The sequence below is a fragment of the Hyphomicrobium sp. genome, assembly GCF_036262015.1.
Taxonomy (GTDB): Bacteria; Pseudomonadota; Alphaproteobacteria; order Rhizobiales; family Hyphomicrobiaceae; genus Hyphomicrobium_C.
Genome location: NZ_DATAJR010000008.1, coordinates 1,278,458 through 1,303,561, shown reverse-complemented (window position 1 = coordinate 1,303,561; position 25,104 = coordinate 1,278,458). Strand labels below are relative to the sequence as shown.

Sequence of the window (25,104 nt, the reverse complement as noted above, 5' to 3'; positions counted from 1 at the left end):
AGCTTCTGTTGTCTGCCGGGCTGGGATCAAGCGGTTTTCCCATGAGACCGGACTTTCTCTACCAGTTTGCGCGGCAGGGAACGACACGCCCTCGCCCACGACGTCACCGCGCGGCGAACGGAAAACGGCGTATTGAGCAGGCTGCGCCGCCGAATGAGATCGATCTCGACGGATGGCAGCCAACGCGCTTGCCGGAGATCAACGTTGTTCAGAACATATCCGATCAACTTCGCCCGCACTGCGGGAAGGCTGGCGAGCGCGCAATCGATGTGCTCCGCCTCGACGGAACCTGAACCGACGACCAATAGATAGTCTCCGATCACCGCCGTCGAGAGACCAACGTCGGCAGCCGATGACAACGGAGGAAGGTCGAAAATCACATAGTCATAGTCTGGCGCCACAGCCTCGACGAGGCGCGTCATGCCAGGACCCCAATCGATTGTTCCAAAATTTGCTGACATGCCGGACGACAGGCAGTCCACACCACCCACCCCGTCCGTAACGACGACATCCCGCAGCTGCTCAATTTGCCCATCCAGCCATTGCGCAAAGCCAGAATGGTCAGCGCTCGAGGTCGCATGACTGCCCGCGGGGTCGGCATCAATCAACAGCACGCGCCGACCATTGGCCGCCAAATTTCGAGCAAGTTCGGCAGCCACCAGAGACCGGCCTTCGCCCCGCTGCGTCGAGACAACGCCCAACGTCCGCAAGCCGCGCCGCGAAGGTTCTCGATCCCAAAGCGCGATAATTTCCCGGAATGTGTACCACTCCGGCGGCGGCGCCCCACCTGCCGATGCCGCTCCACTGTGCTCCGACAAGGGACCGTGCGAAACGATACCCAGGAACTTCCCCGCAGACGCGGCGCTCACATCCTCCGGCGTTCGCACGGTTCTGTCCAGAAGTCCTCTGCACAGAGCGGCAAACGCGCCGAGCACCAGACCGAGCACGCTCGCGATCCCAATGATCAAAATTCCGCGCAGGTTGCTGCTATGGAGTGGCGGATACGCCGCCGTAAGAATCCGCGCGCGCGGACCAACTTCTCTAAGGCGTTCCCGCAACCAGCTGCTTCCCGCTTGAGCGGAATCGCTTCGTGCTGCCTCCTGTTCCGCGAGATAGGCACGAACAAGATCGTTAGCGACCAACGCGGAGAGCTCTCGATCATCCGAGGTAAAGCGGAGCTCGACAACCTCACTAAGACCCACTTGCTCGGCGCTGAACCCTTGCTGGAGCGCTCTCAGCGCAGCACGACGGCGGGCATCCGCTGCATCGCCCTGCTCTGACGCATCCGTCTGGTTTTGGGAGGAAAGACCCAGAAGACTACTCAAATGCGTAGCCAAAGTGGAAAACACCGACGCCGGTTTTTCCCCGAAGCGTTTGGTCAAATTGAGCTGATCGACCACACTGTATCCGACCCGCTCGGACCGAAGGATCTGAAGCTGTGTCTCCAGAAAGCGCGGCTCGAGCTGGGCTTCGACGAAAAACGTATCGTCTCGGCTCGTCAGAAGACGCAGGTTCGAGATCTGGACTTGCGCCGACGCCGTGTATGCTGGCGTCCTCATCAGGACGAACGCCGTTGCGCCTGCCGTGAAGACGAGAAAGATTGCCGCGATGGTTTTCCAGTGCGACAGAACCGTTGCGAACATCCACCAGATATCATCGCGCAGCGTCGTTTGCTGCGCTAAGGCCGCATCAGGATTCTCTCGGTAGCGGTTGGTCGGAACATAGAGCATTGGGGCCGTCCCTCGAGATCTCGTCAGTAGCGCGACGTGGCGTCAGCAGATCCGGCAATGGTGGATTCCGATTGAGGCAGGCCGCTGCTTCGCATCGAAGTCGAACGGATAACCTTGACGATGTCTCCGGGAAGCACGCGCGCTGTCTCTGATGCCTCAATCTCTTGAGGTTGGCCGTCGATCTTGCGCACGATGAAGTACCTAACGGAAACACTGTCGGGATTAGCCGCGCGCTCGCGTTCGGACGTAGCTTCGGAGCGGGCGCCGCTAATCATGTGATTGGCGGTTTCCTCGCGCTCTCGAAGTTCTTTGATCTGCGTCTGAATGGTCAGGATCTCGGCTTCTGCCGTGCTTCGGCGCGTATCCGACAGATCTTTGATTTGCCGCCCATTTTGATTGATCAGCTGACGGGTCCGCAGAATCGCTGCCTCGAGCTCTTTCTTCTCGCGATCAATCTGCGCGACCGTTCGTTCGAGCGGCAGCAAACGGGTGGCCTGCGAAATGCCGCGACTAACGTTCTCCTTCGTGTCCTTCAGCTCGCGGCTCGCGGATTCGAACTGCACTTCGGCCGCAACAATCTGCGCCTTCAGGGACTCGATTTCCTTTTCTGCAAGCACAATCGCTTCTTCCAGGGCGCGGACCTGATTTGTGAGCGCTTCCCTGCGCGAGTTGAAGACGAGACGCTCTTGCTCGACGTACTTCTTCTCCTGATCGGAGGTATCTGGGCTCGCCTCGGGCATTTCCGTCGCGCCCGACGCCTCTGCTCGCGCTCTCAACTCACGCGCATAGAGCTCTTCCCTGCGAACCAGCGCCATGCGCCGGTCGCCCAGGGAGGAGATCACATCACGCTCCATCCCCCAGTCCGAAGACCGCTCCGGCCGATAGTAGCCGCCGGCGATGGTAACGGCATTCAGCACCATCATGTCCGGGCGATAGTTGTATTCACCCGGACGATCCACGCCACCGACAATATAGAAGGGGCGATACTGCACGATGTCGACCACGGTCTCCGGAGGTTCGGCCATCTTTGCGCGTGCGCGTAGACGCTCGGCGACAACGGACGCGAGAGCGCTCGGAACCAATCCCTCAGCCTTAACCTCACCGATAAGAGGTAGGACCACGACGCCTGTGGCGCCGACCGATACCTCCCCGGTCAACGCAGGCCATTCGTGGACGTAGACGCGAATGCGATCCTGCGGACCCAACTTGTAGGGTTCGGATTGTGCGTACGCAGGCAGCTGCATAAACAGGCTGAACAAGCCAAACGCGCAAAAATACGTAACTTTTGAAGGGTGCCAGCACATACCAACTATTCATCAAAGCAGACGCAGCGCATTTTTGAGAAATACAAGGCGCACTTCCCCACCGCAACACATGGAGGCGCGAAAGAACAATCATCGTAAACGCGCTCATTTCCGTAAAATGACCGCATAAAATTTTATCAATCCGACATCAGATCATCGCGACGCGGCCGTCATTCACCATGACTACCGAGCACCTTTGTGCGGTCGCGAAAAGCCGACGACACTGAGCGCTGCGGGCGCTTGCGCGCCCTCAATGTCGCTGCAGGAAACGCGCCCCAGAATATTGCGCTCGTCTCACTCTGAAAAATTACGTGTAAAGGCAATTATCACGATGTTTGATGGCCGTTTTAAATGCGTACTGATGGGCGATACGTCCCTTCTCATTCAGTGCGGTGATAGTCTCCGCAGCCGAGGTCATGACATCGCGCTTGTCATTTCCGCGAATTCGGCAATCGACGAATGGGCCCGCGCCAACGGAATTGACACCGTTTCGCCAGAAACACGGTTTGCCGACGCTGTCGCCGCTTCCGCATTCGACTGGTTCTTCAGCATCGGCAATCTCAGGCTCATCCCCGGTCCCGTGTGGCGCCAAGCACGAAAAGGCGCGGTAAACTTCCACGATGGCCCGCTTCCAGCCTACGCCGGTCTCAACACGCCTGCCTGGGCCATTCTTGCCGGTGAGCCCCGCCACGGCGTCACCTGGCATGCATTGGCTGATAGCGTAGACACGGGAGACATATACGCCCAGCACACCTTTGAGATCGGCGAAGGAGAGACGTCGCTGAGCCTCAACGCCAAGTGCTTCGAGGCCGGAATCGAGAGCTTCTCCGAACTTCTGGAAAAAATTGAAACCGGAAACCTGACCGGTACACCGCAGGATTTCACGCTGCGTACCTACTATTCGAAAAACGCGCGGCCCGATAACTTCGCGACCATAGATTTCCGTGCGAGCGCCAAAGAAATCGATCGCTTGGCGCGCGCGCTCAACTTCGGCCCTGGATACGCCAATACGCTTGCTCTTCCAAAGCTATGGACGCGGGCGGGCGCCAAAAACGTCACCGGTGTTGAGGTGGCAATGCTGGCGCAGCCACTGCCTCCTGGCACCGTAGCAAGTGTGGAGACAAACGGGGCAGTCGTAGCGACTGCCGACGGAGCAATAAGAATTCTCGGTCTATGCGACGAGAACGGCAAAGCATTGGATCTGGCGACGGCGCTGTCGGTTGGTGATGTCTTGCCGCAGCTCGACAAAAATGCGGAGCGGGACCTTCATGAGCTATCGGGCGAAATTGCCCGGCATGAAGACTACTTCATCGACAAGCTCGCAGATCTCCGTCAGCCGGAAATCCAGGGCCTGCAGCCTGCATCGGATCCCGCCCCACATTGGGAACGCCTGAGGCTGGCAACTCCGGCAGACCTGTGTGGCAATCGCGCAATCGCCGCCCTCGGAGGCGGACTAGTGCGGGTGACCAATCAGGCGCGCTTCGAACTTGCCGTGACCGACGACACGCTCGCGGAGTTGGTCCATCGGCATCCTGGATACGTCGCTCCGTCTGTTCCGCTATCGATAACAACCGACGACACGACGACGGTCGACCAGATCAGCGAAACTGTCGCCGCCGACCTCGAAACACTGCGTTCCCGACGGGCGTACGCTGGCGACCTTGCCGCACGCTACCCGCAGATCGCCACGAGCGCCTCGAACATCGCTGTGCGCCGAACAGCTGGAGAAGCCCAGTTCGTCGAGGCAACGCCGGGAGCCGCACTGACATTCATTGTTCCCGAGACCTCCGGCAAAACCATCGACGTCATCATTGATAGCAAGCGCCTGTCGCGTACAGACGCAGAACTCCTGCTCGCGCAGCTAAGCGCGGCGATGGTAGCATTTTCAGTCGAAGGAAACCGCAGACTCCACGATCTGCCGGTGATGTCAGCGGACACGGAGCGCGCCCTGATCACAGAGCGCAACAACACGGTGCTCAACTACGACCGGACCGCCCTCATCCATCAACTCATCGAGGCGCAGGTCGAGAAGACGCCCGACGCAACGGCTGTCATCTGCGAAGGACGCTCCCTCACGTACCGCGAATTGGACCGCGAGGCCAATCAGCTTGCCAACCGGCTGATCGCGCTTGGAACATGCCCCGACACCCTTGTCGGACTCTACCTCAACCGGTCCTGCGAGCTTGTGATTGGGGCACTCGCGATCCTAAAATCTGGCGCGGCCTATGTGCCTTTGGATCCCGCGTATCCGCGCGACCGCATCGCCATGATCATCGAGGACAGCGGTCTCGATATCGTTCTGACGGACACAAAACACGCCCGGGAGATGCCTGCACCCAGCGCGCGCATCATCACCGTCGACGGCCATGGACCCGAGGCCACGACCGAGCGCCCGACCTCGGATGTCAAATCCGACAACCTCGCGTACGTGATTTACACGTCGGGATCGACCGGCCGCCCCAAGGGCGTGATGGTGGAACACCGGAACGTGGCGAATTTCTTCGCCGGCATGAACGAGCGTGTTCCCGTTCCGACCGACCGGCAACCGGTTTGGTTGGCGGTCACGAGCCTGTCGTTCGATATCTCGGTGCTTGAGCTCTTCTGGACCCTGACGCACGGCTTTGCCGTCGTCGTACACGTGGACGACAAGCACGCCGACCAACGCCTCTCCCATCGCCCCCGTAGGGCCCAGAGCGCCGGCGACATGGACTTCAGCCTCTACTATTGGGGCAACAACGACGGCGCGGGGCCGGGCGCTTATCAGCTCCTCCTCGACGGAGCTCGCTTCGCCGACACGCATGGCTTCGCAGCGGTATGGATGCCGGAGCGGCACTTCCACGCCTTCGGAGGTCCCTATCCGAATCCGTCCGTAACCGGAGCGGCAGTCGCTGCGATCACCAGTAATGTCGAAATCCGCGCCGGAAGCTGCGTTCTTCCCCTTCATCACCCCGCACGTGTGGCTGAGGAATGGGCCGTCATCGACAACCTCAGCAACGGACGAACCGGGCTTGCATTCGCCTCCGGCTGGATGCCCGAGGACTTCGTCCTCCGCCCGGAAAATGCACCGCCGGCCAACAAGGCCGCCCTGTTGCGCGACATCGACATTGTGCGCCGCCTCTGGCGCGGTGAAAGCGTCCGCTTCCCAGCGCAGTCAGGAAAAGAAGTCGATATCGTCACACAGCCTCGCCCCATCAGCGGCGAACTCAAAGTCTGGGTGACGTCAGCGGGTAACCCCGATACGTATCGCGAAGCCGCACGCCTCGGCGCCAACGTGCTCACCCACCTGCTCGGGCATTCCATCGCCGAACTCGCTGAGAAGATAAAGATCTACCGCGAAACGCTAGAAGAGACGGGGCGCAATCCAGCGGATCACAAAGTGACGCTGATGCTGCACACGTTGGTCGGAGAAGACAGGGAGCAGGTTCGCGACATCGCACGCGAACCCATGAAGAACTACCTGCGCAGCGCGGCCGCCTTGATCAAGCAGTATGCTTGGGCGTTCCCGGCCTTCAAGAAGCCGCAAGGCGTGAGCGATCACGCCGAGCTCGATTTGCGCTCGCTCAGCGCCGAGGAGCTGGACGCCGTCATCGAGTTTGCGTTCTTGCGATATTTCGACGACAGCGGTTTCTTCGGCACTGTCGACGATGCGTTGGCTCGTGTGGAACAACTTAAGGCGATTGGCGTAGACGAGATCGCCTGCCTCATCGATTTCGGTGTTCCAACAAAGACCGTCCTGAACAACCTCCAAACGCTCGCCAAAGTGGTCTCGGCAGTCAATCCACGCGGCGCTGTGGAGGAAGAGGAGATCGCCGACTACAGCATCGCAGGTCTTATCCGCCGTCATGGCGTGACCCATCTCCAGTGCACCCCCGCCATGGCCACCATGTTGTTGATGGACGACCAGAACCGGCAGGCGCTTGGCGGCATTCGTCATCTCTTTATAGGCGGCGAAGCTCTCACTGGAACGCTGCTCCGTGATCTACGTCGGGTTACGGCCGCCCCCGTCGAGAACATGTACGGCCCGACGGAAACCACGGTCTGGTCCTCGACCGGTCCCGCATCTGACACCGAGAGCGCTGTGCCACTCGGTACCCCCATTGCCAACACGCAGCTCTACATTCTCGACGACAAACAGCGCCTCGTTCTCCCCGGCGTTACCGGCGAACTCTACATCGGCGGCGATGGCGTCACGCGCGGCTATCTCAACCGCGAAGAGCTCACACGCGAACGGTTTCTTGCAAATCCGTTCATGCCTGAAGATCGGATGTACAGGACCGGAGATCTCGTGCGGGTTCTGCCGGACGGGTCAATTCAGTTCATCGGCCGCACGGATCATCAAGTCAAAGTGCGTGGATACCGGATCGAGCTCGGCGAGATCGAAGCGCGAATCGGAAACCATCCAGCCGTACAGGAAGCTGTCGTTATCGTACGCGAGGACAGGGCGAACGACGCCCGTATCGTCGCGTACATCCGCTACAAGAGCGCCGCGCCATCGGATGAGGAGCTCCGCGCCCATATCCACAGCACGTTGCCCGAATTCATGGTGCCTGCGCACTTCGTGGCCATGGAGTCCTTCCCGCTCACACCGAATGCCAAGGTCGACCGCAAGGCGTTGCCGGCTCCAGGCATGGCGGCAAAGGTTGTAGACAAGCGCCTCGAATTCGTTGCGCCGGAAGGAGACCTACAGCTCCGCATCGCCGACGCATTCAAACGCATCCTGCGCATTGAAACAGTCGGCGTGAACGACAACTTCTTTACGCTCGGCGGACATTCTCTGCTCGCCGTGCAAGTTCACCGCGACCTCAAGGCCAACGTCGCGCCCGATATCAGCATCACCGATATCTATCGCTTCCCGACTGTAGCTGGCCTGGCTGGTCATCTGAGCGATCGCGGTCAGGCGAACAAGAGCCTGAGCGAGGTGGCGGACCGTGCCGCTATGCGCCGCAGAGCCATGGCCGACCGGCGACCGATCGCGACCCGGGCGCGGGAAACCACCTGAACGAAATCAGATATTGATCGGCCGGACATTCTGTCCGGCCGATTAGTTTGCGCTTGGTGTCACTCAGCCGCCGTCATGAGCAGCTGGCCATACGTCTCCGCCCGATCGAGCGCACTGCGCACATGCCCGGCGAGCACGCGCACGTTCGGCTCGAGAACCATCGAATCGTGATCGCCGGGGACCTCGACGACGTTCAACTTCGGCACATAGGGCCTCCAGCCGTTGTCCTCGCGGACGAACGAGCGATACTCGTCGATCCGCACACCGCCGCTGACGTGATATGCCACCTTCATCCGGGGCCGCAGCACCAGCACGGAATGGTCATAGGATTTGACTTGGTACCGCCCCAGCGCCCGATAGAAGGCATCCTTGATCGCCTCGTTGTGGAATTGATCCGCCGAATCCGAATCCTGCGCCGGACTGCGGAAGCGCTGTAACTCCCACTGGATCCGCCGCCATGCCCACTGCGCGAGGAAACCTAAGCCATGGCGCTTCAGATCCTGCATCTTCATGGAGATGAGATCTCTCGTAGTCAGCGTCGGACGCCCAGGGATAGGCGTATCGAGCATGACCACAATCGCCACCTCCTCGCCTTCCGCTTCAAGTTGCCGCGCCATTTCATACGCAACAAGCCCGCCGCCTGAGAAGCCACCCAGGAGGTAAGGCCCATGCGGCTGCACGGTGCGAATCTCGGCGAGATAGCTGCGAGCCATCTCCTCGAATGTTTCATGCGGCGCCTGATCCCCGTAGAGACCGCGCGCCTGAAGTCCATAGACCGGCCGCACCTTGCCGATCTGTTGGGCGAGGTAGCGCAAGTTCAGAATGTTTCCGAACATGCCGGCACAGATAAAGAACGGCTTGCGACCGCTATCCGGTCCGGCGTGCATCGGGACAAGATGAACGTAACGCTCTTTGGCCTCCGCGTTCTGAGGCTCGCCAACAACTTCCGTTTCCGGCACGCTCCCGCCGGCGCTTGCAATGAGCTCGGCACAAGCGGAGATCGTCGGCGCTTCAAGAAGAACGGAAATTGGGAAATCGACGGAGAACGTACTTTTGACCATGCGGAAAAGACGAACCGCGATGAGCGAATGCCCTCCGAGATCGAAGAAATTGTCGTGAATACCGATGTTCTTGACGCCGAGAAGCTCCGTCCAGAACCCAGCTAGCGTTTGCTCCACCTCGTTGCGCGGCGCGACGAACTCACTGCCCAGATCCGGGCGGTCAAACGCTGATGTCGCGTCCGCCGCAACATCGACATGGCCTGCAGAACGCTGCAGCAGAGGGAGATCCATAGAGCTTACGATGACCTCCGGCCGGCCCACACCGAGCGCGCGAAGCAGCGCGTCCATGCCTTCCGCCGGACCGATGCCCTGATCGACCTGCGCAGCCAGCCGCGCGAGTGCGGGAGACAGTTCCTGTACAGCGCGCTGTTCACGGGCAACGTCGCGCTTCACGCTCGCTGCATCCGATGGCGCGGCTCCGAAACCGGCGCCACGGGCAAGCTGCTTGATCGTGAACCGTTCGGCTTTGGCAACCACACGTCCGGTGTCGTCCGAGATCGTGACATCGAATGTCGCGTATCCTGCGCCTGGGTTCGCCGCCTCATTGAGCACGACGTGGCTCCAGATCGTGTCTGGAAGCGTTGCGAAGACGCGGAAACTGCCATAGGTCATCGGCACCCAAAGTCCAGCCGCGCTGTCATACCCCTCGATCAGGGCCATGGCATAGCCGGTCGCGAGATCCAGAAGTCCTGGATGCAGAAGATAGCCGCGCTCCAGGTCAGAGGCATACTGCTGATCCAGAGCAAGTTTTGCGATTGCTTCGCGCTTCCCGAAATGAATGGAGCGCAGCACGTTCCAGCGCGGACCGAACGCGAGATGAACCTCCTGCTCCGAAGCTAGCGGCACTCCTCCCCCATCGAGGACATGGTCCGCACACGCGGTGACAAGTCTTCCAACGTCAAGAACAGGGGGGGCTTCGGTTCTATTCATCCGTACACGGGCGGAGGCATTCTCGACCCAAGTCCCATCGTCATCCTTCGGCGACCTGCTCTCGATCGCCAGGCGATAGCGGCCGCTCTCGCGAACGTGACGAACGCGAATACGCCGCGCCTCGCCGTCCGGGACGTGCAGGGGCCGCAAGAACATCAAGTCTTCGACTTCGAATGCGCCGTCGATGCGCAACTCCCGCGCGGCCTCGGCGATCAGCTCGAGATAGCCAGTGCCCGGCCAAATGGCTTCGCCGGATTTCAAGCGATGATCGTTTAGAATCCAATGCCGCGACGCATCGCCCTTGAGTTCAAACCAGTCGCCGCGAACGCTGTCGCGCACGCGACGATCGAAAAGCGCGGTACGGCAGGGCTCTACGATGGCGGTGCCCTCTTCCGTCACGCCGCCTTGGACGGCTTGCGCAGCAAGGCCCACCTCATTCCAAATGCCCCAATGGATGGCGACCGTCGGCGTACCCGAGATAGCGGCCTTCGATTCCGCGAAGGCATTAAGAAACGCGTTAGCCGCAACATAGTCGGCTTGCCCGGCTGGCGCGATGTCCGTACTGGTCGACGAGAAAAGAACGAAGAGATCGAGCTTCTCGCCCTTCAGCGCTTCGTCGAGAACCAGCGTCCCGAACACCTTTGGAGCGAAGACATCCTCGATATCCGAGGGCGCCTTCAACGCAATGAGTTCGTCCTTGACGATCCCTGCGGCGTGGAGAACACCGTTGATCGCACCAAAGCGCGCCTTGGCTTCGCCGATGGCAGCCGTCATCTGTTCCGTGTTGGTAACATCGGCGCGAATATAGAGCACCTCACCACCGGCTTCTTCCATCTTCAAGATGGTAGCAATCGACCGGCCGATGCGGTCTTCGGTGCCGTACGCTGCGAGGTAGCGGGACCATGCCGGTCGCGCGGGAAGCTCCGTCCGGCCGATTAGAACGAGACGCGCCTTGTACGTACGGGCTAGCGCCTCCGCAAACACGGAGCCGAGCCCGCCCAGGCCACCCGTCACAAGATAGACACCGCGTTCTTTGAATTTGGCCGCACCCAGCTCCGGCCGATCGAGCGGAATTTCCTTCTCCGTACGGATCCAACGGCGGCCTTTACGATGGGCCACGATCTCGCTGCCAGTCGAAGCAAAGAGGTCGTCCCAGACTTGGTCGATGAGCGCGTCGGCGCGCTTGCTATCCCGGAACCCGCTCATCTCAAGCACGGTATCCACCACCGCAGCAGCGCTGCTCCGCGCCCGTTGCTCATCGAACTGCACATCGATCGCGCGGACGCTCACACCCGCAATTTCGCGCGGCAATACCCGGGCCGGGCCGAGAACAGTGGCCTTTTCGGGGTACGGAAGAGCTTCGTCTCCGACCTTTTGCATTCCGTTGCTCAACACGTCGATCTGCAGCGTCGAAGGCGTGTCGGTATTGGCAAGCGCCTGAGCTAGGTAGAACAAGCTGTAGAAGCCGCGCTCGAGGTTACGGCTCAGGAAGCTCGATCCTCTGCGGAAACTCTCATCGGCCGTCAACAGCCACAGATGAGCGATCCGCTCGGGAACACCGCCCTGGGACGCAAGGTGTTCCAGCAGTTTGTCATAGCCTTCTCGGCCATGCTCCGGACACAGCGCATAGCGGTCATTCCCAAAATGGGCAAACACGTCTCCAAGTGCGACGGTCGTCACACGATGACCATGGCCACGCAGGCGCGAGACCAAAGCCTCGCCGACACCCGCGTCATCCATGAAGACAAGGAAAGAGCCTGGCGTGCGATCCGCGCCGACAACCGTATCGGCATAGGCAGGCTTCCACACTGGCTCCCAGCCCCAGCTTGCAATGTCCGCCTTCTTGGAGAGTTGAGGCACGGCAGAGCCTGCATCGGCATTCGTGATCCGCTCCAGGAAGTAGGGCTTGTGTTGGAAGGCGTAGGTCGGCAACTGCACGCGGCGCGGCGCTCCGTTTTGCCACATCCGCTCGATGGGAACGGAAATGCCCGTCGCCCACACGCGACCGACGGCCGTGAGAAAGTGGAGTTGATCGTCAACGTCTTCCTCGGCGTGAGGTAGACTGTTGATCACCTGATTGGCGTTGATCTTGCCCTGCGCCTTTGCGAGCGACGACAACATCCGCCCCGGCCCGACCTCGACATAGATGCGTTTGGCGTCCTCGGCCAAAGTCGCCATGCCGTCGGCAAAACGTACCGTTCGACGTAGATGCCGCGTCCAATAAGCGGGATCACGTGCCTCCGCGTCCGTGAGCCACGTGCCGGTTAGGTTCGAAACAATCGGAATGCGCGGCGCTGACAGCTGCGACTTGCGCAAGAATGCTTCAAACCGTTCGAGAATCGGATCGAGCAGGCGCGAATGTCCCGCCGCATCAATCGGAATGCGCGCGGCATCAACACCATCAGCCACAAGAGTTGCACGAAATGCTTCGATGGCAGCGGCTGGCCCAGTCACGACGCAAAGTTCGGGTGCGTTGACAACCGCGAGTTCGAGATCGGTTGGAAGCCTTTCCTCTACCCCTTTGGCGGAGAGAGGAACGCTCAACATCGCCCCACCCGAAATCTCGTCAACAAGCTTCCCGCGCAGATGGACGAGATTGACCGCGCTTTCGAAACTCATAACGCCGGAAATGCAAGCCGCAGCATTCTCGCCCATCGAGTGTCCGATAAGCGCTGCCGGTGTTACGCCCCAGCTCATCCACAGGCGCGTCAACGCCACTTCGAGGATCAGCATGGCTGGAAGCTGCTTTGAGGGCTTTAACAGCCGCTCGGCCGCATCGCTGCCGGTGCCATGCTCGCCGAGCCAGATATCGCGCAATTCACGCGCAACATCGGCCGGAAGATAACCCAACCCCTCGTCGACAGCGGCCTTGAACGACGGCTCCTTGACGTAAAGATCTCGCGCCATGCCGACGTACTGGGCACCGCCACCGGGATACAGGAAGACCAAGCCCGACGCGCCATCGATAACGCTATGGGTTCCGGGCCGGCGCGAGTCCGGCTTCGCAAGCACAGCAATGGCATCCTCGCGACTTTCAACCGCAACGACGCGACGATGCTCGAAAAGGCGGCGCCCCTTGCTCAGGGTGTACGCAACATCAGCAAGTGCGAGTCCGGGATTGGCTGCGAGATGTTCGGACAAACGCGTGCCCGCGTCATCCAGCCCCTTCCGGCTCTTCGCGGACAGGACAAGCAGCTGCGGATCTTCGTGCTTCGAACGCGCATCCACCCTGCGCGCGGGAGCCTCCTCGACGATCACATGCGCATTCGTGCCACCAACGCCTAGCGAGTTCACGGCTGCGCGTCTCGGCGCTCCGCGACGGGGCCAGGGCGTAAGCGTATCGTTGACGACGAACGGACTTCCCGCAAAGTCGATCGAGGGATTGGGCTTCTCGTAGTTGAGCGTGGGCGGAATCTCTTCGCGCTCAAGTGCAAGCACCGACTTGATGAGCCCCACGACACCCGCTGCCGTATCGAGGTGCCCGATGTTGGTCTTCACCGACCCGATCCGGCAATAACCCTTGCGCGCCGTGGTCTGCCTGTAGGCCTGTGTCAGAGCCGCGATCTCGATAGGATCGCCGAGATAGGTGCCTGTCCCGTGACATTCGACATATTGGATCGAATCCGCCGCAACATCCGCGAGCCCCAGCGCCTCGATGATCGCCTCAGCCTGACCGGTGACGCTCGGCGCCAGATAACCCGCCTTGCTGCTACCGTCGTTATTGACCGCAGAACCCTTGATAACGCCGCGGATCGGATCACCGTCACGCAACGCGTCGGACAGACGGCGCAAAACCACGACACCGGTGCCGCTACCGAACACGGTGCCCGCTGCGCGATGATCAAAAGCGCGACAATGGCCATCGGGAGAAAGAACTTCGCCCTCTTGGTGCAGATAGCCCACACCATGCGGCAACTCGATGGTCACGCCGCCCGCCAGCGCCATATCGCACTCGCCATTGAGCAAACTCTGGCAAGCGTAATGAACAGCAACCAACGACGTCGAGCAGGCCGTCTGGACGTTGATGCTGGGTCCCTTCAAATTGAGGAGGAACGAAGCACGCGTAGCAAGAAAGTCCTTGTCGTTCCCCGTATGGCGAAGCAGGAACATCCCCACCTGATCGACCAGAGAGCGGTGGCTCAGAACGTTGAAATAGAAGTAGCTGCCCATGCCGCAGCCGGCGAACACGCCCACGCGACCGCCAACCGCCTCGGGAAGCGTCGCGCCATCCTCGAGCGCTTCCCACGCGCATTCGAGGAACTGCCGGTGCTGAGGATCCATGACGAGGGCTTCCTTCGGGCTGAACCCAAAGAAATCCGCATCGAAATCCGCAAGGCCTGGAAGCTCAGCTGTTCGCGGCACATAGTTCTTGCGGCGAATGACTTCCGAGGACTCACCCGCCGCGAGCAATTCGTCCTGGGATACGGTGCGCATACTTTCCACGCCGTCCCGCAGATTTTGCCAGAACTCGGCGACAGTCCGGGCACCCGGAACGCGCAGAGACATACCGACAATCGCGATATCAGTCGGATTAGAGAACTCGACGTCGTCGCTCATCGCGCACGATCCCCACAAAACCAGTCTACAAAAATCACGTTATCCATATAGGTCACTGCACGCACGAGCATCCAATCCCAACCCGCGCCGAGGTTAATGAGCCAAGCGGGCGTTGCAGCGGAAGATGGCTAACTGCCTTGCAAATATCGCGCCGCCGCCGTCCCACGAAGTTCGCTTCGTCCTCCCGCCTGTCGCAACGTTCCTGCAGATCCGATTTAACCACCATCGCTCTTCGCGTTCGCATCCAGTCCGTGCTGCTTCTATTTCTGCGTAGGCCAGCGACGTGGCGGTCTCGGAGAAAAGCGGAAGAGCAATGGCGCACGAGCAATTTCAACTTGAGGGCCTGAACGTCGATACACTCACGATTACGGAGGCCGCCAAGCAGATTTGCGACGAGATCCGAAGCGGACGCGCGTTCAGCGTTTTCACGATGAATCTCGATCATGTCGTAAAAATCCGCAGGAATGGCGCATTTCGGCGGGCATACGAACGGGCCGGCATCGTGCTCGCGGACGGGTTTCCGATCGCGTTGGCGGGGCGCCTCCAGGGCAAGCGCGTGACGCGCGCGGCCGGATCCGATCTGATTGAACCCCTTTGCGAAGAGGCCCGCCGGGCCGGATTGAGCATCGCCCTGCTCGGCTCCTCTTTCGACTCCCTCTCGAAGGCCGCAAAGTATCTTCAGTCCACGTATCCCGGATTGAAAATTGCCGGAGCCTACTCGCCCCCTCAGGGTTTCAACGTCACTGCGGACACGGTGACCGAAGCCGAAGAGTTCGTGAAGGCGACGGACGCGAACATCTTCTTCATTGCGCTCGGGGCGCCCAAACAGGAACTGTTTGCCGACAAGGCAATCGCCCTCAAGACCGAGGCGGCCTTTGTCTGCATCGGCGCGGGCCTCGATTTCCTCGCCGGTTATCAACATCGCGCACCCAAGTTCGTACGCCAGATCGGCTGCGAATGGGCCTGGCGGCTTGCTCTCAACCCTCGGCGTCTCGCAGCCCGCTATCTCGACTGTGTCCTCGTACTGCCGTCGATCATCAGCAATTCGCTGGTGCGCCGGCGCGTCTCCGGGCGTCCCGCCTGAGGCAAGACCACGCCTCGGAAGGGGGAATCTAGTACGCCCCCCGCCAGACAACGAGCGCCGTGCGAAGTATGATTTCAATATCAAACCAGATCGACCAATTCTCAATGTAGTAGAGGTCGTGCTCAAGGCGTCGGCGAATATCCTCGGTCGTCCTTGTCTCACCCCGATACCCGTTCACTTGTGCCCATCCCGTCAATCCAGGCTGAACGCGGCGACGGCTGGAGAAGAGATCAAGTTTTTCTTCGAATAACTGATCGTGAACGAGAGCATGCGGCCGTGGCCCTACGAGCGACATATCGCCGAACAGCACATTTATGAGCTGCGGGATCTCATCCAAGCTGGTTGCGCGCAAGATGCGTCCTACTCGGGTTACGCGATCGTCGTGACGCTCCGCCTGCTTGACGTGAACCCCATCTTCAGTGACCCGCATCGTCCTGAACTTGAAGATGCGAAAGACCCGGTTGTTCTGCCCGTATCGGCGCTGCCGGAAGAAAACGGGGCCTGGAGTGTCGAGCTTTATCGCCAGCGCGACAATTGCCAGGAGCGGACTGAGGAGCACGAGACCAGCTGCTGCAATCGAACAATCCAGAACGCGCTTCACAAACCGGTTCCGCTCCGATTTGGGGACGATATTGATGATGTCCGCACGAATCCTTCCGAGAAAACGCGTTTCATGCACCATCAGGTTGATCGGCTTGATTTCACTGCAAAGCAGCAGCTCCGCTGAAAATCCCGACAAACTCTTGATCGTGCTCTGAATGAGATCGGGCTTGGCCGCAGGTATTCCGATCACGATCAGATCATACCCCCGCCGCTCCATGACCTCCTGCAGTACGGCAAGCGAAGCGCCCGGCAGTGCGTCGTTACCCACGCCATCGTCGATGATAAAGCGGCCCGTCACTTCGCAAAAACCGGACGACCGATCGAGCTGCTCTTCCAAGGCAGCAATATGGTTCGCCGTACCGACAAGCGCGACTTGATAGCGAAGCACACCCCGATCGGCCAACGACCTGATCTGCCGTTTGCCGATCCATCGGACGAGCACGATCGCGACCGCGCTGGCCAGGAACCAGAACACCGTCAGGGTCCGCGAAAAGCCATGCTCGATGCGGAAAAGATAGAGAGCGCCGTGGATCACGAACACGGACAGCAAGAGCCCACCCCAGAGCTTGCCGAGCTGAAGGGGAAACTGGGTCAGGGTCTCAATGGAGTAAAGCTCCATCTGCCGATAAAACAGATGAACCGCCACGGCCAGAACAAACGCTGCCACCAGGTAGAGAAAAATCGGGCCGCGATCACCGAGCAAATCGTCGAGCATCATCGCCAGCGGCGCAACCGCAATCAGCCCGGCTCCTTCAGCGAGAGCAAGCGCGGCAATGCAGCGGCGGAGTGGAATGATCGCCGTGTTCTTCGCGCGAACAGCACTGATTGGAGCGACTTGATCCGCAACCGAGCTCTGCACGTCCGGGCGCTTTCCGGACAGGCCGTGGGAATTGACCGAATGCAACATTGATAGGAAGCCCGCCGACGACCCTGAAAATTACTTAATAAAAATTAAAGCATTGGGTCGCGTTTTAAAGAAGTTACTTTAGATTTGGTTAAGCCTGATTATCAGTCGCCTGATGTAATTCCTCAGACAACCCCAGACATGCACTTGCCGCGCCAAGCTAGGCATGCCGCGACGATCAAGGTTAACGCTTGGTTGTTCCAGCGAAGACTATGGTCAGAACCTAAGGTCCCCACAAACGGCTGGCCTTTGCCGGCCATGTTGCACGGCAACCGAGAAGTGAGGTCCGACGAGACCGATGAGCACAGCGCCCCTTCATCCTGCGAACTTCCGCGCACTCATGAGGCACATTCCCGCGTCGGTAAGCATCGTCGCAACCGGATTGCCAGGTCGACGCAACGGTCTCACCGCAACGTCGATTTGCTCATTGAGCGATAGCCCCCCGAAGATGATTGCGTGTGTCAATCACCTGGCCAGCGCTCACGACGAAATCCTCGAGAACAGAAGCTTCAGCATCAACGTTCTCTCGGCGGGTGACGAGCACTTGGCTCGGATGTTCGCGGCAGATTCCGGCGTCCGAGGTGAAGGACGCTTTCAGACGGACGCTTGGAAGATCGGAATGATCGGCACGCCCGTTCTAAAGCACGCTCTCTGTCACCTCGAATGTCGCCTCGTGGAGACAATGCGCGATTCAACGCATACGGTTCTATTAGGCGAGGTCCTTGCAGGATCAGCGCGATCTGGCGCCAACCCCCTCCTCTATCTGAGTGGCGTGTTCCGCACGCTGTTGTCTCTCGTGCCCGAAGCGAAGACAGCATGATCGAACAGCGGGCCATGGCCAACACCACCGCGGTGGCTGGTGGACGCGCGCTCGAGCGCAAGATTTTACCTTCCAGCGGCAGCATTCCGGCAGAAGCGGAGTCCAGTCGAGCGCGTGACGCATTGCACGTCGCCTACCTGATCAACCAGTATCCGAAGGCAAGTCACGCGTTCATACGACGCGAAATTCAAGCACTCGAGCAGCAGGGCGTTCGAGTGGACCGGCTCTCTCTCCGAGGCTGGAATGCGCCTCTTGCTGATCCTGCCGACATTCTGGAGCGGCAAAAGACGCGCTTCGTGCTCAAAGAGGGCGTGCTCCGTCTTCTCTGGTCCACAGTGTCGACCGCGATCTCTCGTCCGCGCCAGTTCGTTGCAGCCCTTCGAGAGACCCTGAGCTTCTCCCGCAAGGACCAGCGATCGCTTCCCTACCATCTCGCATACTTGGCAGAGGCCTGCGTCATAGCCCACTGGCTTGCGCAATCGGGGGCCACGCACCTGCATGCCCATTTCGGAACAAACTCCGCCGAGATTGCATATTTGGTACACGCTTTGGGCGGTCCGCCTTACAGCTTCACCGTTCACGGACCGGAGGAGTTCGACCGAGGCCCCAGCCTGCGGCTCGACAAAAAGATCGCTAACGCAAAGTTTGTCGCCGCGATCAGCTCGTACGGCCGCAGCCAGCTTTTCCGTGTGGCCGCACAGAATGACTGGAAGAAAATCAAGGTCGTTCACTGCGGCCTCGATGGTGAATTCTACCGCGACGCTCCGGCGGCGGCCGCCCCAACGCGACGCTTCGTGTGCGTCGGGCGCTTGTGCGAACAGAAGGGGCAACTCCTCCTGCTCGATGCCTTCCGCGAGATCGTGCAGCGCCATCCCGGTTGCGAGCTTGTCCTCGCCGGTGGGGGAGAAATGCGCGCATCACTTGAAGCGCGTGTGAAAACGTTACGTCTGGCGCGAGCCGTGCGCATCACCGGTGAGATCAGCAGTGCCCAAGTGCGCGAAGAGATTCTGGCGGCCCGCGCACTTGTTCTACCTTCCTTCCAAGAAGGCTTGCCGGTCGTACTCATGGAAGCGATGGCACTTCGACGCCCGGTCATCTCTACCTACATCGCCGGAATTCCGGAACTCGTCGAAAGCGGCAAGTCCGGCTGGCTCGTTCCGGCAGGCAGCCTCGATGACCTTGTGAGCGCAATGGAAGCGTGCCTTGCGTGCTCCGACGCTGAGCTGGAGCGCATGGGTGCCAGGGGATATGCCCGCGCAACCGAGCGGCATGCAATCGTTACAGAGGCGGCAAAGCTCGCAACTCTATTTTGCGGCGCCGACGAAAAAGCGGCCGTGGCATGATGACCGCATTCAGCTTCGCGATCGTCGCCGCCATCGGCGTACTGCTCCTCGTGCCCAGCGTGCTTCTCTTTTGCGAGGTCATCGCTTCCTTCCTGCCGGGCCGCGCTCCACGCCTGAGCGCGTTCACTCCACGAACCGCCGTGATCGTACCGGCGCACAATGAAGAATCCGGAATAGCGGAAACGATCGCCAGTGTTCTGCGTGAGATGTCGCCTGAAGATCGTGTGCTCGTTGTTGCTGACAACTGCACTGACAACACCGCATCAGTGGCGCGCGCAGCAGGCGCCGAGGTTATCGTCAGGGAAGACACCGAACGCCGCGGAAAGGGCTTTGCGCTCGATTTTGCCCTGCGCCACCTGGCAGCCGATCCACCCGACGTCGTGCTCATCATGGACGCGGATTGCACCGCCGAACGCGGCGCGTTGCGCGATCTCGCAGTTGCTAGCCATGCCGCACAGCGCCCTCTTCAAGCCGACTACCGGCTGATCGCACCCGGAGACGCGCGCACGCCCTACCTCTTGATCGCCGGCTTTGCGTGGCATCTGAAAAACTACATCCGCCCGCTCGGCCTGCAACGCCTGAACCTGCCCTGCCAACTGATGGGAACCGGCATGGCCTTCCCCTGGGCCGTTCTCTCAGAGGCTCAACTCGCGACAGGTGACCTCGTCGAAGACCTCGCACTCGGACTTTCCTTAGCACGCGCAGGTCACAGTCCGCGCTTCTACCCAGAGGCGCGCGTCTACAGTGCCTTCCCATTGAACGCGGAGGGGCAAGCGTCACAGCGGACACGATGGGAGACGGGTCACCTCAACACCATCGTACGGCATATTCCGGCTCTTCTCCTCGAAGCGGCGCGGACCGGAAACGGTCCCCTCTTCGCGCTGGCACTGGACGCCGCCATTCCTCCGCTCTCGTTTTTTGCATTGATGACCGGAGCAGGTGTTGTCCTCGCGGCGGCTACGGCAATCGCAACGGCATGGCTGGCTCCGTTTGCCACTGCCATGTTGGCGGCAACGGTCTTCGCCGGCGCGATCGCGTTGGCGATCTGGCGCGCACCCGACACCATCGTCTCGTTTCGGGATCTCCGTCTCGTACCAGGCTACGTGTTTTCTAAGCTCTCGCTTTATCGGCAGGTGGCACAGGGACGTCCGGTCGCCTGGGTGCGGTCGAAACGCGATACAGAATGAGGTCTGCTGCACGACTGCGGGCTCAGCCGCACCGCGCCTCGCCCTCGACGCCGGATCGAGCCGTCGAGACAACAGTCTCCCAGGCGATGCACTGCAACGTTTCCGCCAGCGGTTCGCCCAAGAAAGACGGTGCGGACAAGCCCACCGGGTTCTGGCCGTAAAGCGTCGCAAAGTGCACCAAGGCAGACATATAAATCCCAATCGCGGTGGGATGTATGTCGTCGAGCGGTCGCGTGGGGTCCCGCAGAACGAGCGCCTGACGTTGTGCTTCTAACTCGTCCGCATTCGCATTTCGCGTCGGCCAGTTCCGAGGCCAATTGACGTAAGGATTCTCGAATAGATCCGAGAAGGCAAGCCGACGTCCATCCGGCAGATCAAAACGATCCCCCGGCCTCGGTTCGGCAAGGCGATCGCGAAGCGAAATCAGGGCCTGCCCAACCGGAACAATCAGGATCGGATCCTTTGGAACGCATCCGCCGTCGGTCATCGACGTCAATCCAAGGCGTGCCAGCCAGCCCGGTTGCGGAACACGCGGCTGCAAGGCCCCATCGGCGAGCGCCTCCCAGCGACCCCTCTGCGCAACCATTTCAGCGCCCCAGTCGAACTCATGCATCGGCGGATAGCCCGCATAGGGATCGGTGCCGTGAAGATTGATCCAGGACTCGTACAGAAACACGCGCGCCGCCGGATTGGCCTGCTTGATCGTGCAATAGAACTTGCGAAGGTAATAGGTGCTGAACTCGTTCGCGAAAGAAGCCTGCAAAGGCAGGGCCTCCGTGAGCACGACCGTATCGTAGCGCCCGGCCTCGCGCTCGAAGGCCTCCCGCTTGGAAACCATCTCCGAAGCGTCGCGTTCGTAGGAATGGGGTTTCCCCCGCCACTGCGCCGAAAGCGGAATGCCTGAAAACGTATGATCGCCCATCGCGTAGTCCAGACCGCGCGTCTTTGCAAAGGAGCTGACAAGCGACATGAGGTCGATCGTCCCTTCCTCTGTTTGGACTTTGGTGTTGATGAGGCTGTGACCGATCCAATACACGGAGACCGAGGCAAAGCCGTTTGGGGACACTGTTTGTTGCTCGGCCACGCTATTATTCCAGGAAGTAGCCAGCGCAACGCTCAAGACCGCTGCTCCTAGCCGCCGACGTTGGGGCGCCCTTTTGCTCATCGTTCTGCTCCTTGCAGGACATCCCGACTAAGCTTTGGATCGCTCGCTCGCACGGAGCACAGGTGCATCGCGATCGGTTGCGGTTCTCGACACCGCTTCATTCCCCGCCGGAAGCACGCGCGACCTCAGACCATGCAGCATCGGACGCTCGACAAACTCATGCACCGTAAGAGCCCCAACGATGGACACTCCAACTCCGATTGCCCCCCACGCGATGGCATGTTCGGCCGTCCCTCCTAATGCCTTTATGGAAAGGAGCGCGATGTCGAGGAGCAGGACATGGAGCAGGTAGAGCGCATATGAAGCGTCACCGAGCGCGGTGAACGCGCTCATCCACCTTGGCGCGCCGCGGCGGATCTCCTGAGCCGCCAGCGCCAGGACCAGAAGCGCGCTCGGCACGCCCCAGAGAACAACGGTTGGGATACTGCTGGCGTCGTACGCCGCGCCGGACAGAAACAGTAGCAACGAAATGACAATGAGCGGCGCAATTGTGCGTTCCGGGACATCGTCAGGGCCGAGAACGAGAACTGCAATCCAGGCACCGAGCAAGAATTCGAGGAGCAGCGGGTTGGTCAAAACTTGCAGCCACGGCTGCTCAAATCTCGAGATCACGCCTACGGCAATGCAGAATAGGAAAAAGATTGTCACCGCAAGCAAGCCGCGGCGGCCAGTGAGCAGCAGACCTGCGGCAAAGCAGGCATAGAAGTAAACCTCATAGGAGAGCGTCCAGCCCGGCCCGATGATGCCAGCTGATTTACCCGGCGCAAGAGCAAGCGCGAGCAAGAGATCCGGAATGGCCAGTTGGTTGGGCGTTCCGACAAGGGCAAAGATAGCCAAGTAGAGAACGCAACATAGTATGTAGAATGGATAGATGCGTAGGAAGCGCCGCGCTAGAAATGCGCGCGCGGCAGCAGTTCCTCTCGCTGTCATCTCGGTCGTTAGGACCATGATAAATCCGCTGATGACAAAGAAGATGTGCACGCCCGCCGCGCCCATATCCGTCCACCGCGCCGATCGGGAAACGACGTCGTCCGCCAAGTCGTGATGCACCAGGGCGATCTGCGCATGATGCACAACCACCATGAACGCAGCTAGGAAGCGCAGAAATTGAATGCTTACGACGTGGTTGGGCATGTGTCCTCGACGCCGAGCCAATACATGCGGCCACGATCGGCCAACAAAAAAGCCCTCATGTGGGGCTGGCGCCGAAGCAACATAGAGGGGTTGGCCGCTCGCGGCCGCGTTTGACACGCGCAAGGGTTAATCTCGATCCCGAAGTTCCTCAGGCACCGCGCCCATTCACCATCAGAGCTTTATGGTTTTCCAGAATGACTCCGAGACGGCCTAATGTGCGCCCGCTGCACCTCGCGGACCTAGCTCGGCCAATGGAATCCAATGTTCGATAAATTCGAAAAGGCAGTGGTCATCAACCTTCCGGAACGTTTGGATCGCCGCCGCGACACCGTGGCAGAGCTCGAACGTGTCGGCGCGACCGGTGCCTCCTTCTTCTCTGCCATCCGGCCAACATCGGCGGGCGTATTCGGGTCGCGCGGCGAACACGGATGCTTCCTCAGCCATATGAACGTGCTGAAGGAAAACCAAGCGGCGAAGAGTCTAATTGTCATGGAGGACGATGTGGCGTTCTCGCCGAGCTTCGGCAGCCGATCGTCGATCGTTTCCAGCCTCCCGGACAACTGGGACATCTTTTATGCGGGTCACTACCAATTGCCCGAGGTCCGGGTGGAGTGGACACGGGACGGGTTAGTTGAGGTCGACGGGTCAGTCGAGTTCATCGGCGCGCATTGCTACGGCATTCGCGGTCCTGCCCTGCCAAAGCTCCTGAGTTTCTGCGAAACCCTTCTGAACTCAAAACAGCCACCCGACCGATGCATGCCATTCGACGGAGCCATCAACATCGCGCGCCGCGAGCTTGGGCTGCGGACATTCGCGGCTATTCCGCCGCTCGCCCACCAGCGCCCATCCCGGACCGACATAGCAAACGTGCGCTGGTTCGATCGGATCAAACCCCTCGAGCCGATCGTATACGCCCTTCGGAAGGTCAAACACAGGCTGGACGCACGCACATAGCCAGGCAGCAGAACACCGCCTCTTCCCATTCCATTTCTTCCGTAGCACCCGGAAAACCCCATCCGGAACACCATGAAATGAAGAACGCCATTCTTCTCGTGACTCATGTTGCCCTTCGCAATCGCGGTGGTGTGCCTCACATCGACGACCAGACCTTTCATGGGATCGAGCGTTGGCTGGAGCATTTCGATACCGTAACATATGCCGGGCTCGACCAGAGTGGCGACACAGGCGAGTCCACCGTCGCTTGGCGCAGCCTCGCGCCCTTGATCAACACCGGCCGATTGAATGTCCTTGCCCTTCCGGTCGGCTATCGCGCCCTCGATCATGTGAGGCACTACGGGAGCGTTCGGAGCACCCTCGGCGATCTCATTGCTCAGCACCAATATCTCTGCTTTTCGATTGGTGCCCTTTTCGGCGATTGGGGCGCCATCGCAGGCCTCGAAGCGAAAAAACAAGGCCGACCATTTGCCGTTTGGTTCGACCGGGTCGAGCACCGGGTGCAACTCGCAACGCTATCCTCGTCATCGATCAAGCGGCAGGCGAAGACACTGGCGCTTCTGCCGGCCATGAAGCTCTACCATGAGCAGCTCATCCGAAAGGCGACCGTCGGAATTTTTCAGGGAAAAGACTGCTTCGACTATTACAAGGCACACGCCGCAAATCCGCAGCTCGTCTACGATACCCATACGAAAACGTCCGACCTCATCAGTGACGACGATCTTGAGAGGAAAACCGCACGCATCCTCTCAGGCGCTCCCGTGCGCATCTGCTACGCAGGTCGCGCAGCTCCGATGAAGGGCCCGGAGGATTGGATAGCCGCGCTCATCGCACTACATCGTTCTGGCGTTGCATTCGAAGCCACGTGGCTGGGCGACGGACCGAGCCTGCCCGAAATGAGAAATAAAGTGGCGCAGGCCGGTCTCTCGGATGTCGTCCATCTGCGCGGACACGTATCGGATCGCGACCAGCTGCTCGATCAGTTGCGCGAAAGCGATGTCTTTCTCTTTTGCCACAAAACACCGGAATCACCGCGATGCCTGATTGAAGCGCTGGTGTCGGGAACGCCGATCGTCGGCTACAAGAGTGCTTACCCCGAGGGGCTGGTCGAAGGCTTCGGCGGCGGAAGCCTGACGCCCGTTGGAGACGTTCCCGCCCTCGTGCGTGAGATCCGTCAGATCGACAAAGAGCGCCAGACGCTAAAAACACTGATCACACAAGCCGCACAATCCGGCCGCCGCTTTGACGAGGAAACGGTCTATCGGGCGCGCGCTGAACTCATCCGAGACAGCTTAAGCCGCGCATAAGTATCGCCCAGCGCAATATTCA

The 25,104-nt window shown here is 60.2% G+C and carries 13 protein-coding genes; 7 read left to right on the top strand and 6 right to left on the bottom strand.

Translation table 11 applies throughout. The features are described 5' to 3' along the window. Positions 1–26: 26 nt before the first annotated feature. Positions 27–1,730 carry an AAA family ATPase gene (locus VHO05_RS14650; RefSeq protein ID WP_329647320.1) on the bottom strand — a complete coding sequence of 568 codons (1,704 nt, stop codon included), beginning with the start codon at positions 1,728–1,730 and terminating at the stop codon, positions 27–29. Positions 1,731–1,753: 23 nt separating this feature from the next. Continuing rightward, on the bottom strand, positions 1,754–2,974 hold the full coding sequence (locus VHO05_RS14645) for a polysaccharide biosynthesis/export family protein (protein WP_329647319.1): 1,221 nt from the start codon (positions 2,972–2,974) through the stop codon (positions 1,754–1,756). A gap of 421 nt (positions 2,975–3,395) precedes the next feature. Here VHO05_RS14645 and VHO05_RS14640 point away from each other — a divergent pair, with 421 nt between their 5' ends. Next, complete coding sequence (locus VHO05_RS14640; protein WP_329647318.1) at positions 3,396–8,033, top strand: MupA/Atu3671 family FMN-dependent luciferase-like monooxygenase; 4,638 nt, start codon at positions 3,396–3,398, stop codon at positions 8,031–8,033. Between the two features lie 59 nt (positions 8,034–8,092). Here VHO05_RS14640 and VHO05_RS14635 read toward each other — a convergent pair whose 3' ends face one another. Next, positions 8,093–14,581 carry a type I polyketide synthase gene (locus VHO05_RS14635; protein WP_329647317.1) on the bottom strand — a complete coding sequence of 2,163 codons (6,489 nt, stop codon included), beginning with the start codon at positions 14,579–14,581 and terminating at the stop codon, positions 8,093–8,095. A gap of 313 nt (positions 14,582–14,894) precedes the next feature. Here VHO05_RS14635 and VHO05_RS14630 point away from each other — a divergent pair, with 313 nt between their 5' ends. Then, the gene (locus tag VHO05_RS14630; protein WP_329647316.1) at positions 14,895–15,665 is read left to right on the top strand and encodes a WecB/TagA/CpsF family glycosyltransferase; all 771 of its coding nucleotides are present in this window, start codon (positions 14,895–14,897) and stop codon (positions 15,663–15,665) included. Positions 15,666–15,693: 28 nt separating this feature from the next. Here the strand turns inward: VHO05_RS14630 and VHO05_RS14625 are convergent, their stop codons facing one another. Then, a complete protein-coding gene (locus tag VHO05_RS14625) occupies positions 15,694–17,175 on the bottom strand; it encodes an exopolysaccharide biosynthesis polyprenyl glycosylphosphotransferase (protein WP_329647315.1) in 1,482 nt (493 codons plus the stop codon). 295 nt (positions 17,176–17,470) lie between these two features. Between VHO05_RS14625 and VHO05_RS14620 the strand changes: the two genes are divergently transcribed. From VHO05_RS14620 to VHO05_RS14610, 3 genes are read left to right on the top strand one after another with little or no spacing between them, the layout of a single operon-like run. After that, complete coding sequence (locus tag VHO05_RS14620) at positions 17,471–17,992, top strand: flavin reductase family protein (RefSeq protein WP_329647314.1); 522 nt, start codon at positions 17,471–17,473, stop codon at positions 17,990–17,992. Beyond that, positions 17,989–19,335 (top strand): glycosyltransferase family 4 protein, encoded by a 1,347-nt coding sequence (locus VHO05_RS14615; RefSeq protein ID WP_329647313.1) that lies wholly within the window; start codon positions 17,989–17,991, stop codon positions 19,333–19,335. Before VHO05_RS14620 ends, VHO05_RS14615 begins: the two co-directional genes overlap by 4 nt. After that, positions 19,332–20,522, top strand: a complete 1,191-nt coding sequence (locus tag VHO05_RS14610; RefSeq protein WP_329647312.1) for a glycosyltransferase family 2 protein — start codon at positions 19,332–19,334, stop codon at positions 20,520–20,522. The genes VHO05_RS14615 and VHO05_RS14610 overlap by 4 nt, the downstream gene beginning before the upstream one ends. A gap of 22 nt (positions 20,523–20,544) precedes the next feature. Here the strand turns inward: VHO05_RS14610 and VHO05_RS14605 are convergent, their stop codons facing one another. Beyond that, the gene (locus VHO05_RS14605) at positions 20,545–21,606 is read right to left on the bottom strand and encodes a hypothetical protein (protein ID WP_329647311.1); all 1,062 of its coding nucleotides are present in this window, start codon (positions 21,604–21,606) and stop codon (positions 20,545–20,547) included. A 108-nt stretch (positions 21,607–21,714) separates the two neighbouring features. Next, positions 21,715–22,821 carry an acyltransferase gene (locus tag VHO05_RS14600; protein ID WP_329647310.1) on the bottom strand — a complete coding sequence of 369 codons (1,107 nt, stop codon included), beginning with the start codon at positions 22,819–22,821 and terminating at the stop codon, positions 21,715–21,717. Positions 22,822–23,082: 261 nt separating this feature from the next. On the opposite strand from VHO05_RS14600, the gene VHO05_RS14595 reads away from it, so the two are divergent. Beyond that, positions 23,083–23,775 (top strand): glycosyltransferase family 25 protein, encoded by a 693-nt coding sequence (locus VHO05_RS14595; RefSeq protein WP_329647309.1) that lies wholly within the window; start codon positions 23,083–23,085, stop codon positions 23,773–23,775. Positions 23,776–23,852: 77 nt separating this feature from the next. After that, positions 23,853–25,082 carry a glycosyltransferase gene (locus tag VHO05_RS14590; protein ID WP_329647308.1) on the top strand — a complete coding sequence of 410 codons (1,230 nt, stop codon included), beginning with the start codon at positions 23,853–23,855 and terminating at the stop codon, positions 25,080–25,082. Positions 25,083–25,104 lie beyond the last annotated feature (22 nt).

Excerpts from the sequence above, each read along its gene's own strand:
- VHO05_RS14650 (WP_329647320.1), bottom strand. The coding sequence starts at position 1,730 with ATGCTCTATGTTCCGACCAACCGCTACCGAGAGAATCCTGATGCGGCC.
- VHO05_RS14645 (WP_329647319.1), bottom strand. The coding sequence starts at position 2,974 with ATGCAGCTGCCTGCGTACGCACAATCCGAACCCTACAAGTTGGGTCCG.
- VHO05_RS14640 (WP_329647318.1), top strand. The coding sequence starts at position 3,396 with ATGGGCGATACGTCCCTTCTCATTCAGTGCGGTGATAGTCTCCGCAGC.
- VHO05_RS14635 (WP_329647317.1), bottom strand. The coding sequence starts at position 14,581 with ATGAGCGACGACGTCGAGTTCTCTAATCCGACTGATATCGCGATTGTC.
- VHO05_RS14630 (WP_329647316.1), top strand. The coding sequence starts at position 14,895 with ATGGCGCACGAGCAATTTCAACTTGAGGGCCTGAACGTCGATACACTC.
- VHO05_RS14625 (WP_329647315.1), bottom strand. The coding sequence starts at position 17,175 with ATGTTGCATTCGGTCAATTCCCACGGCCTGTCCGGAAAGCGCCCGGAC.
- VHO05_RS14620 (WP_329647314.1), top strand. The coding sequence starts at position 17,471 with ATGAGCACAGCGCCCCTTCATCCTGCGAACTTCCGCGCACTCATGAGG.
- VHO05_RS14615 (WP_329647313.1), top strand. The coding sequence starts at position 17,989 with ATGATCGAACAGCGGGCCATGGCCAACACCACCGCGGTGGCTGGTGGA.
- VHO05_RS14610 (WP_329647312.1), top strand. The coding sequence starts at position 19,332 with ATGATGACCGCATTCAGCTTCGCGATCGTCGCCGCCATCGGCGTACTG.
- VHO05_RS14600 (WP_329647310.1), bottom strand. The coding sequence starts at position 22,821 with ATGCCCAACCACGTCGTAAGCATTCAATTTCTGCGCTTCCTAGCTGCG.
- VHO05_RS14595 (WP_329647309.1), top strand. The coding sequence starts at position 23,083 with ATGTTCGATAAATTCGAAAAGGCAGTGGTCATCAACCTTCCGGAACGT.
- VHO05_RS14590 (WP_329647308.1), top strand. The coding sequence starts at position 23,853 with ATGAAGAACGCCATTCTTCTCGTGACTCATGTTGCCCTTCGCAATCGC.